Source organism: Nostoc sp. CHAB 5836 (assembly GCF_020829445.1).
In the GTDB taxonomy this organism is placed as follows: domain Bacteria; phylum Cyanobacteriota; class Cyanobacteriia; order Cyanobacteriales; family Nostocaceae; genus Nostoc.
Genome location: NZ_JAIVFV010000207.1, coordinates 1 through 10,457, shown reverse-complemented (window position 1 = coordinate 10,457; position 10,457 = coordinate 1). Strand labels below are relative to the sequence as shown.

The following is a 10,457-nucleotide window of genomic DNA, read 5'->3' as shown; positions in this document are numbered from 1 at the left end:
GGAGCGCAAAAGCCGCTCCTGGGCCTCCTCCACGCTCGCCTTCGTCTCGTCATCGGTCTTCAAGAGCTCCTCGCGCCGGCGCACGTCGCGCTGGGCCTGCTCGAACGTCGCCTCGTTGCCCCGCAGGCGGGCCTCCTCCCCCCGCAGCTGCGCCTGGGCGCTCTCCAGCGAGGCCGCCAGGTCGCGCGAGTCGAGCTTCACCACCACGTCGTCCTTGCGGACGTGCTCGCCTTCGCGGAACGGCAGGTCGGTGATCCGCGCGATGACCTGCGCCGAGATCTGCACCTTCGTCTTGGGCTCGATGGAGCCGGGCGCATTGACCACTCGCGTGATGCTCCCCTTCGCCGCCGCCTCCAGCCGGACCTCCGTCGGCTTCTGCTGGAGCACCGAGTTCTTGAACCATTGCTCGGTGCCAGGGCTCTTGGAGATGAAATACCCCCCCACGCCGCAGACCAGCACGCTCGCCACGAACAGGATGATCAGCCATTTCAACACGCGCCTGTTCTCCGGAGAGAGGAAAGGGAAGTCTGTAGAGAGGCAAACCGCGACCGCTCCGCACCCCTGCTCAGGGTGCCTCTGGGTGGTTGTCCCGACCGCTTTCACACATGTCTCGCCACCACGCACGTACTTCGATGAGCAATAAGGATTGTTCGCCGATCGGTTTCGTTTTCACGATGGAATCGGATGCCGCGATCGTCCAGAGACTCATTCGCAACGACAGGGACCGCAAAAACAAAGCCGCGGCGACCGACGGTGCTTCCGTCGCTTCGCCGCGAGGTCTTCGCGAATGCCCAGGAGAGGATTTGAACCTCCATGCCCGTGAAGGCGCTACCACCTCAAGGTAGTGCGTCTGCCAATTTCGCCACCTGGGCGTTTGGGTGGGAGGGGAGGATACGCCCGCACTACCCGCGGAACAAGCGCCGGGCACCACCCGCCGAAATCCCCTTCGGCACGCCCCTATTCTTGTCTCCAGCTAGGACTAGACCTTCGCCGCCGGGCTCCCCCGGCCTGACCAATCGCAGAGTTGACCATGATGACCCATTCCGCCCCCGGCACACCCTCATCATCCCATGCCGACCACGCCTGGCGGCCCGTGCTGGAGCGCGTGAAGACGCTCGCCCACCAGTCCGAGCTCTTCGGCCGGGTTGAGTTCCTGGAAGGCGGTGCAATCCTGAGCTGCGAGGCGCCGGCCGCCGCGGCGCCGGCGTTCTACCGCGTCTTCGCGGAGAACGGCAAGCTCTGGGTTTCGCTGGTCACGCCGGACCGCTACCTCAGCCAGTCCGTCGAGCAGGACTTGGTGCACACTGGCGACAAGCTCGGCGACCTCATCCAGGATGAGCTGATCGACGTCGAGCATCCAGCCCCTTACCGGCCGGTGGTTGAGCACTTCCGCGATCCGATGAAGCTTTTCACTTTCCGCTCGGCAGTGCCGGCGTCCGACTTGACCGGAACGGTCGATGAGAATGCCCGGCGCGTGTGGCTGACGCTCAAGGCGTACCAGGCGTGCTTCGTCAACCTCGGCGACATCGAGGCCGATGACGACGAATGACGCCGGCGCGTCGGGTGATGTGCCGAGGCCCCGCGCTCCTTGCCTATATTCCGCGTCCGCCCCGCGTCTTGAACGTGTTTGGTCGCCGGCTGGTTCTCTCGGCCGAGGCGAGGCGGTCTTTGCTTGGAGCTCGCCATGCGCGTCGTCATGCTCGGGTGGGAGTTTCCACCTTTCATCTCCGGCGGTCTGGGCACCGCCTGCTACGGGCTGACCAAGGCGCTGGACGCCCGCGGCCATGAGATCATGTTCGTTCTCCCCCGCCCGGTGGACCGCAGCAAGACCAGCCACATCCGCCTGCTCTCTCCCGAAGGCGCGATCAATCCCGGCCCCGTCCGCATGAGCGACGGCACGCTGGTGCAGACCGGCACGGAGATCACCTCCGAGCGCGTGCATGTCGGCTCCTCCGGCACGCATGCATTTTCCCATGCCCGGTTCGTGGGCGTCCCCGCCGGCTTCGCGTCGCCCTACGGCGACGGCGGCCGGGTGGCCGGCAAGTTCCGCACCGTCCGCTCCACCCAGCCCGACGGCTCGGTGATCGAGACCGTCGAGGAAATCTCCTGGTCCGACGAGCACGATGAGGAGCTCACGCACGCGAAGGCGACCTTCGCCGTCGGCTCCTCGGGTGCCGGCGCGCACTACCGGGGCGACCTGGTCGCCGAGAGCGAGCGGTACGCCCGCCTGGTGGTCGCCCTGGCCCGCAGCGAATCCTTCGACGCCGTGCACGCGCATGACTGGCTCACCTTCCCCGCGGGCCAGGCCCTGGCCCGCGTCACCGGCAAGCCGCTGATCGTCCACGTCCACAGCACGGAGTTCGACCGCTCGGGCGACAATGTCCACCAGCGGGTGTACGACATCGAACGAAGGGGCATGATGGCCGCCATGCGCGTCATCGCCGTGAGCGAGCTGACCAAGAGCATCTGCGTCCGCCGCTACGGCATCCCGGCCGACCGGGTCGACGTCGTCTACAACGGCATCGACGCCGAACACCAGGCTCCCCCGGGCTCGGACATCCGCTCCAAGGACAAGATCGTGCTCTTCCTGGGCAGGATCACCATGCAGAAGGGGCCGGAGTACTTCATCGCCGCCGCCCGGCGCGTGCTCGAAAAGGTTCCCGACGCCAAGTTCATCATGGCCGGCTCCGGCGACATGGAGCTGAGGATGATCGAGCTGGCCGCCCACTACGGCATCGGCCACCGCGTGCTCTTCACCGGCTTCCTGCGGGGCGGCGACGTCGACCGCATCTACTCCATGGCCGACTGCTACGTCATGCCCAGCGTCTCGGAGCCCTTCGGCATCGCCCCGCTGGAGGCCATGCGCAGCGACGTGCCGGTGATCATCAGCAAGCAGTCGGGGGTCAGCGAGGTGCTCACCCACGCCCTGAAGGTGGACTTCTGGGACATCGACGAGATGGCCAACAAGATCGTCGCCGTCCTCCGCCACCCGCCTTTGAGCCAGACCCTCCGCGAGCACGGCAACTTCGAGATCAAGCGCCTGACCTGGGAAGGCGCCGCCAAGGCGTGCGAGCGGACCTACGAACAGGCCGCAGCCGGCCAAGCGGCCCTGATGATCGGCTGATGCGCCGTTTCTGAAGCGTGCGCCGACCAGAGCGGCATGAATAAAGGCCCCGGTCATGCCGACCGAGGCCTTTCATTGGCGTTGTTATAACTTGACGGCGCGACTCAGTTGCCGCCGACGATCACCGGACGCTGGCTCGGCGGAAGCGACTCAGCCTGCTTGAGCGCGGCTTCGTCGCGGATGCGTGCCTTCTCGTATTCCTTTTGCTCCGCCGCCTGCTCCTGGGGAGTCTTGTTCGGCGGAGGGGCGTCGCTGCCGAACAGGTTGATCACCCCCGCCTGCTGGAGCAGCATCACGCCCGCAACCAGGAAACACGCCACGATGATGCCGATCTTGACGCCTTGATTGCTGGTGCTCCCCTTCCCCTTCCCCTTCCCCGCATCCTTCGACGACTTGCCCGACTTCTTGTCCATCTGCTTGTCGAAGTTCAGACCCTCGGTGAGACTGCCCATGTAAGCCCCTTTCAAAGTCGCCACCCGATTGCTCTACGAAACACGCACGCGGGGTGATTACGAGAGTTTACCCTACGTCCCGCTTCTGGAACAGCAAGATCGCCAGGGAAAGAAACAGCACGATCTGGGTCGCGGCATAGATGCACAGCATCGCCAGATGCCCCACCGGGATGAGCTGGTTCTGCGTGACGGCATCCAGCAGCCAGAAGAACTGAAGATTGGGGATGACGCCCCAGATTGCCAGGGCCCAGGGGTTGACCTTGGTCCGCCGGTCAAAGAGATAATCATCCTGCTGAGGAGGGCGGGAAATCCGAACTCCCGTGCCGCCGATGTTCTTCAGGGTGAGCTTCAGCTCCCCCACGTTCCACGCCGTCACAACCAGCGCCGGAGGCGTGCCCTGCCGGAGCATCGCCTCGCCGCCATTGCCCCCCGGGGGCGGGGCGTACGGCTCGAAGTCCGCGTGGCTCATCGTCGAGCCGTTGGGGATCGGCCCGTACCAGAGCGACTGACCGACATTCAAGGCCCTTACGGGGGCGGATCGCAGCGTCAGAATGTACTCATCCCCGGACTCCGCAAACGCGCGGAACCTTTCCCGCTCCGGGTCGGCCAGCCGCACCCTGGCCAGCGGCTTGTTGTCATACGCCCGCTGCCCCACGAGAAAACTGGACATGAGCCCCAGCAGCATGGCCCCGAGGCAGGTCACGATCGTCATGACCTGGCCAAGGCGGGTCGACGCCGCCACCGCGATCGCCGCCATCACCCAGAGCGAGAGCAGCACGGTCAGGCACGCGATGGCCACCTGCGGCTTGAAGTCCTTCAGCAGCGATTGCAGCTCCCACTTCTTGCTGAACATCATCACCAGCACGAAAGCGATCGCCATCAGCGGCAGCAGGAGAAGCGACGCCGTCTGCGTGAAATGCCACCCGTAGAAGAAGTTCCCCCACACCGCCACGAACAGCGAGATGCCCAGCGCCGAAAGGGCGAAGACCAGCACCGGCGCATCCAGGTCCTGCCCCGCCGTCGTCATGACGCCGTGCCGGAGGCCCAGCCAGACGAACAGCACCATCTGGATCACGGCGACCGTGATCGCCCCCGCCGCCCCGAGGTATTTGCCCAGGACCACGACAAACCGCGCAACCGGCTTGGAGACGACCGTCAGGACCGTCTTGTTCTCGATCTCCCGGCTGACGGCGCTGGTGGCGGTGAAAGCCCCCAGCAGCGTGCCGCACAGGAAGACCGTCGCCAGCGAAACGTCGAGCAGCAGCTTGTCGTCGCCGGAGACCTCTCCAACCTCCGACATGCCCATCGTGTACCCGGTCGACCACGTCGTCATCACGATCGCCGCTCCGGCGATCATCAGCAGGACGAAGTAGATGGGCTGGCGGACCGCTTCAATGAATGTCGTGCGCGCGATGGTCAGGGTTTGCGAAATCATGTGTATAAGCCGTCGGATGCGATCCCGATCCCCCCGCCCAGCCGACCCCATATGGGCGAACGCCGCACTCGGCAGACCTGCCGAGATGATGAGCCCCGCTCCCGAAGGCGTGGAGGATAGCGACAACGCCGCGCGGCATCCAACCCGTCCGCGCGGCGGAACGCCATCCGTACGGCAACGAGGGCCGGAAAGTTCCATCCCGGGCGCGAACCGGCACGTTTCTATTGCGTAAGGACCGTCCGGCCTGGCCGTCTTGCGCGCTCTTTGCGCCAAGCGGCCCTGACATCTTCCGCTTCTTCTGCAAGCACGACGCCTGATCTTTCGGCGTGGGTGGACAGATGCGGACAAAGATGCCAGAATAGCCCCCCGTCGTACGGGCTTGGACTCAGACGAGTTCGGCCCGAACGGCACATTGCCTGGGCCCAGGGAAGGGCTCAAGCGCATCCATGCAGGGTGCGCGACAGGCACATGCAGGCGGGCTCGGGGACGGGAGGCGGGGCGGCGGCTTTGTTCTGAAGCCGGCCGAGTCGAGGCGACGGATCGGGAGAGGTTCGGGCGGTGCGCGTTGCGCCCGGGCTTGAGGTACCCTCAGCGTTCCACGCGGGCATGACCACCCGCGAGTTTGATCGACGGACACGGAGCACGCATGAAAGCCGACTATCTCAGCTACGCCCGCGCGACGAGTGTGAGTCTTCTGGGCCTGGTGATCCAAGTGGTGCTGGGCGTCGGCCTCCTCATCTACTCCGTGCTGGGGCGCGACCATGCCGCCCAAAGCGGCGCGTACGCCATCCTGCTGGGCGCCATCGTGTGGATCGTCCTTGCGGTGGTGTATGACCAGCACCGCCGCGAGCGCATCGAGGCCCTGGAGCAGGAGCAGCTGGACGCCGCCAAGGAGGGCTCGGTCTTCTCCGCCTCGACCGAAGACCTCCGCGTCAACGCCCGCCGCCTGGCGTGGATGCACTCGTTCCTGGTCCCCGGCGTCTCCATCCTGCTTGCCGGCCTGCTGATCGCCTTGGCCTACTGGCGCATCACCGACGCCATGGGACGCATCGGCTACGACAAGGCCGGCGTCGATCTGTTCACCAAGCCCCCCCATCGCGGCTGGGCGATCGCCATCGGCCTGGGCCTGGGCATTGTCGGATTCATCTTCGCCCGCTTCGTCTCGGGAATGTCCAAGCAGAAGATGTGGGCGAACCTCCGCGGCGGCGCGGGCTACGCCGTCCTGGCGTCGCTCATCGGCATCGCCATCGCCATCGCCCACTTCGTGGACATGGCCAGCCGCGACGACGCGCTCCGCTACATCCAGATCATCATCCCGGCCCTGGCGGGTTTCCTCGGGGTTGAGATCGTCGTCAGCCTGCTGCTGAACCTTTACCGCCCGCGCAAGCCGGGCGAGATCCCCCGGTCGGCGTTCGACTCGCCGATCCTCGGCTTCGCCGCCTCCCCCGACCGGATCGCCAAGACCCTCGGCGGGGCCATCAGCTACCAGGTCGGCGTCGACGTCACGGGCACCTGGGCCTACAAGCTCGTCGCCCGGGCCGTCCTGCCGCTGCTGCTGCTGGGCGCGGCGGTCATGTGGATCATGACGTGCGTCACGGTCGTCGGCCCCACCGAGCGGGGCATCCGCGTGCGCAACGGGCTGGCGGTCGAGAACGTCGGCCCCGGCCTGCACTTCAAGCTCCCCTGGCCGTTCGAATCCATCGACCGCATGAACGCCTCGCTCCTGCAGGAAGTCGAGCTGGCCACCCCCGCGGCGGGGAACGAGATCCGCGCCCTGCTGTGGACCAACGACCACAAGGTCAAGGAAACCTACGCCCTGGTGCGGACGCAGCCTCGTGCATCCCGCATGGGCGTCGAACCCGCGCATGACGCCTCGCACGACTCGACGCAGACGCTGGAGATCGCGCTGGTGGCCGTGCGCGTGCCGCTGCGGTACCGCGTCAGCGACATCGAGAAGTTCGAGCGGTTCAACGCCCCCGCCACCCGCATCGACGCCCTGACCGCCCTGGCGCGGCGCGAACTGATGCTCGAACTTGCCCGCTACACGGACGACGAAGTCATCGGCCCCCGTCGCGCCGAAGCCGGCGAGGCGGTCCTGCAGCGCGTGCAGAAGGCGTTCGCCGACGCCGACACCGGCGTCGAGGTGCTCTTCGCCGGCATCGAAACCGTCCATCCCCAGCGCGAGGTCGCGCGCGAGTTCGAGAAGATCGTCGCCGCCGGGCGAGTCCGCGAGTCGCTCGTCGACGGCGGGCGGACCGACGCCATCGGCTCCCTCACCCGGGCTGTGGGCGACCTGGCACTTGCCCGCACGATCGTCGAGGAGCTTGAGGCCCGCAAGCAGATGCAGAATGCAGCCGCGGATGCCAAGGCCGTCGCCGAACAGACCACCAAGATCGAGACGCTCATCCTCCGCGCCGGCGGACGGGCGGGCGCCACCCTGGCCCAGGCTCGCGCGGACCGCTGGAACAAGCACATGACCCAGCGCGGCCAGGCGATGGCCTACGAGGGCCGGCTGGCGGCCTTCCGCGCCAACCCCAGCCTTTATAAGGCCACGTTGTACCTGGCCATGCTCCGCGACGAGCTGGCCCACGCCCGCGTCTATCTCGTTCCCGACGGCGCCGATGTGCGCGTGCGCATCAACGCCGAGGACCAGGGCTCGGGCGGCAACATCTTCTCCACCGGAGCGGCGGAGACGGGCAACAAGTAAGCATTCAGCATTCAGCATTCAGCACTCAGCACTCAGCACTCAGCACTCAGCACTCAGCACTCAGCACTCTCAGAATCATCCCGGAGCAGCCATGCAGAAGCTCTTGAAGTACCTCGTCGCGGGCCTGATCGTCCTGGCCATCCTGGCCTTCATGACCACGTATTCGGTCCGTTTCACCGAGAAAGCCGTGGTCACGACCTTCGGCAAGGCCGACCCCGACACGGTGCGCACCACGCCGGGCATGGGTTTCCGCTGGCCGTACCCGATCCAGAGCGTCGTCAAGTACGACACCCGGCCGCGCTTCGTCGAGGCCCTGCCGCAGACCGCCGCCACGCGCGACGAGCGCCAGATCATCGTCTCGGCCTTCATCAGCTGGCGCGTGAGCGACCCGCTGAAGTTCTACCAGCTTTACGGCGGCGGCTCCCGCCCCATCGAGCACCTGCGCATGGCGGACGACCAGCTCAAGGGCTCGCTCTCGGCGGCGATGGCCGCGATCAGCCAGTACCGCCTTGACGAACTCCTCAACGCCCGCGAGGGGAGCAAGCTCGCCGAGCTCGAAGAGAAGATCAAGGAAACGCTCATCAGCCGCACCTCCGCCGGCGGGGCGGGGGCGGCGCTGCAGGAAGGCGGCATCGAGCTGGTCCGGGTCGGCATCTTCAACATCCAGATGCCCGAATCGATCACGTCCAACGTCTTTGAGGCCATGAAGGCCGCACGCACTCGCATCGCCGCCGACGCCGTCAAGAAGGGCGAGGCCGAAGCCGAGTCCATCCGCACCAAGGCCGAGGCCGACAGCAAGACCATCATGGACTTCGTCCGCCAGCGCGCCGAGGCCATCCGCTCGCAGGGCGACCGCGAGGCCGCCGAGTACTTCGCCAAGATGCGCGAGGTGCCCGAGCTGGCCGTCTTCCTCAAGAGCCTGGAGCTCATGCGCGACGGCATCGGCCCCCAGACCACGCTCGTCTGGCCCTTCAGCGCTCCGGGCATGGGCGTGATGAATCCCACCACCGCCTTCGACACCCGAGGCGGGATCGTCCCGCAGATCTTCCCCGAACCGGCGCCCGCCGCTCCGCCCGCCTCCTCCACCCCGGCATCCCCCCCAGCGGGCAGGCCCGCCCGGTCGCCGCAGTGACGCGGCGTCGGCCAGAGCCCTCGCGCCCCTCTCCTTCGCTTGACGCTTTCGTTCCGCATTTCCCCCGCCTCGATCGCTGACAGGATCGACCCATGAGCCAGACCCCAGGCACGAATCCCAACCCGTCGGGGAACGAACCCGCCGCCAACCCCGCGATGATCCGCCGCCGCCCGGCGTCGGTGCAGCTCCGCGCCGGCGGCGCCGGCCAGGACGTCCAGTCGCTGATGGACCCGGCGAACCAGTCGCTGGCCGATGCGCTGAAGATCACCTACCGCATCATCCAGCTGGCGATGCTCGGGCTGGTCGTCGCGTACGCCGCCAGCGGCATGCAGTCGGTCAAGCTCACCGAGACGGGCGTGCGCGTCACGCTCGGCCAGGCGGATTCCGAGCCTCTCCCCCCGGGGTTCGCGTTCAGCCTCCCCACGCCCATGGGCGAGATCATCAAGGTCGACACCAGCGCCATCTCCCTGGACATGGAGCGGGCGTTCTTCCAGCAGGTCGCAGACGAGCACGCGCGGAAGGCCCCCAGCGAGCTGGAGAGCTTCGGCAAGGGCAAGCTCGACCCCCTCGTCGACGGCCACAACCTCACCGGCGACCTGGGGATCGCCCACTCGCGATGGCGCGTGCAGTACCAGCGCTCGGCGAGCCAGATCCTCAAGTATCTGGCCAACGTCAACCCCGCGGCCGAGGAGCGCATCGTCGCCCGGGCCGTCATGCGCGGCGTCGTGCTCGCCTCCAGCCAGGTCTCCATCGACGAGTTCCTCAAGTCGCAGCCCGACCCTCAGCGCAAGGGCCCGCTCCCTCTCGTCGAGTTCACCGCCAAGCAGTACGCCCAGCAGCTGCTGGACGACATGCAGACCGGGCTGGTGATCACCAACCTGGACATGGAGGCCCGCACGCCTCCGCTCTCGCTCCGCAAGGACTTCGCGCAGGTCGACGCCAGCACCCAGGACGCCCGGCGCGAGGCCGAGACCGCCGAGCAGGACCGCAGCACGAGGCTCACCTCCACTGCGGGAGACGCCGCTCCGTACCTCCTGACCCTCATCTCCCGCTTCGACGCACAGCTCGCCAAGGACGATCGCGCCGGCGCCGAGGCGACGCTCCAGACCATCAACGACATGATCGACGGGCGTGAGGTGCAGATCGACGGCGCGGCCGCACCGCGGCTCAAGGGCGCCGCGGCTGCGGCGATCTCCGACGCCGAGCAGTACCGCTCGGCGATCGTCAGCCGCGCCGCGGGCGATGCCCAGCTCTACGGCGCGAAGCTGGACATCTACAAGAGCAATCCCCGCCTGCTGGTCAGCGGAGAATGGCAGTCGGCCTTCAACACCATGATGGCCGGCGCCAGCAAGCCGATCGTCTGGTGGGTGCCCACCGGGCAGCCGGTGGACCTGTGGCTGAACACCAATCCGGAAGTCGCCAAGCAGCGGGCCATGAGCGAGATGCAGAACCGCACCCGCAGGATCAACGAGCAGGAGCAGAAGGAATACCAGAAGATGCGAACGAACGAGTTCTTCACCCCGACCAAGGAAATGCGCGAGTAAGAACCGCTCTCGCCACGCACGCCGGCAACACCGCGTGGATGGGAGAGGTCGTTCGCGCCGGCC

At 67.0% G+C, this 10,457-nt stretch carries 8 protein-coding genes and 1 tRNA gene; 5 read left to right on the top strand and 4 right to left on the bottom strand.

Annotated elements, in window-relative coordinates; all coding sequences use genetic code 11:
* Both LC605_RS27830 and LC605_RS27825 read right to left on the bottom strand, forming a co-directional pair.
* On the bottom strand, positions 1-495 hold a 495-nt coding region (locus tag LC605_RS27830; RefSeq protein WP_229453352.1), incomplete at its 3' end, for a biotin/lipoyl-binding protein.
* Positions 496-788: 293 nt separating this feature from the next.
* A tRNA-Leu gene (locus tag LC605_RS27825) sits at positions 789-872 on the bottom strand.
* A 158-nt stretch (positions 873-1,030) separates the two neighbouring features.
* Between LC605_RS27825 and LC605_RS27820 the strand changes: the two genes are divergently transcribed.
* Both LC605_RS27820 and LC605_RS27815 read left to right on the top strand, forming a co-directional pair.
* A complete protein-coding gene (locus LC605_RS27820; protein WP_229453353.1) occupies positions 1,031-1,549 on the top strand; it encodes a hypothetical protein in 519 nt (172 codons plus the stop codon).
* 123 nt (positions 1,550-1,672) lie between these two features.
* A complete protein-coding gene (locus LC605_RS27815; protein WP_229453354.1) occupies positions 1,673-3,124 on the top strand; it encodes a glycosyltransferase in 1,452 nt (483 codons plus the stop codon).
* A 104-nt stretch (positions 3,125-3,228) separates the two neighbouring features.
* Here LC605_RS27815 and LC605_RS27810 read toward each other — a convergent pair whose 3' ends face one another.
* Together LC605_RS27810 and LC605_RS27805 are read right to left on the bottom strand one after the other, a co-directional pair.
* Positions 3,229-3,576, bottom strand: coding sequence for a hypothetical protein (locus LC605_RS27810; protein ID WP_229453355.1), 348 nt, complete (start codon positions 3,574-3,576; stop codon positions 3,229-3,231).
* A 67-nt stretch (positions 3,577-3,643) separates the two neighbouring features.
* The gene (locus tag LC605_RS27805; protein WP_229453356.1) at positions 3,644-5,011 is read right to left on the bottom strand and encodes an ABC transporter permease; all 1,368 of its coding nucleotides are present in this window, start codon (positions 5,009-5,011) and stop codon (positions 3,644-3,646) included.
* A gap of 646 nt (positions 5,012-5,657) precedes the next feature.
* On the opposite strand from LC605_RS27805, the gene LC605_RS27800 reads away from it, so the two are divergent.
* The 3 genes from LC605_RS27800 (at position 5,658) to LC605_RS27790 (ending at position 10,394) form a co-directional block, all read left to right on the top strand.
* On the top strand, positions 5,658-7,718 hold the full coding sequence (locus LC605_RS27800; RefSeq protein WP_229453357.1) for an SPFH domain-containing protein: 2,061 nt from the start codon (positions 5,658-5,660) through the stop codon (positions 7,716-7,718).
* 91 nt (positions 7,719-7,809) lie between these two features.
* Complete coding sequence (locus LC605_RS27795; protein WP_229453358.1) at positions 7,810-8,850, top strand: SPFH domain-containing protein; 1,041 nt, start codon at positions 7,810-7,812, stop codon at positions 8,848-8,850.
* 92 nt (positions 8,851-8,942) lie between these two features.
* The gene (locus LC605_RS27790; RefSeq protein WP_229453359.1) at positions 8,943-10,394 is read left to right on the top strand and encodes an SPFH domain-containing protein; all 1,452 of its coding nucleotides are present in this window, start codon (positions 8,943-8,945) and stop codon (positions 10,392-10,394) included.
* The last annotated feature ends 63 nt before the right edge of the window (positions 10,395-10,457 follow it).

Excerpts from the sequence above, each read along its gene's own strand:
- LC605_RS27805 (WP_229453356.1), bottom strand. The coding sequence starts at position 5,011 with ATGATTTCGCAAACCCTGACCATCGCGCGCACGACATTCATTGAAGCG.
- LC605_RS27810 (WP_229453355.1), bottom strand. The coding sequence starts at position 3,576 with ATGGGCAGTCTCACCGAGGGTCTGAACTTCGACAAGCAGATGGACAAG.
- LC605_RS27800 (WP_229453357.1), top strand. The coding sequence starts at position 5,658 with ATGAAAGCCGACTATCTCAGCTACGCCCGCGCGACGAGTGTGAGTCTT.
- LC605_RS27790 (WP_229453359.1), top strand. The coding sequence starts at position 8,943 with ATGAGCCAGACCCCAGGCACGAATCCCAACCCGTCGGGGAACGAACCC.
- LC605_RS27820 (WP_229453353.1), top strand. The coding sequence starts at position 1,031 with ATGATGACCCATTCCGCCCCCGGCACACCCTCATCATCCCATGCCGAC.
- LC605_RS27795 (WP_229453358.1), top strand. The coding sequence starts at position 7,810 with ATGCAGAAGCTCTTGAAGTACCTCGTCGCGGGCCTGATCGTCCTGGCC.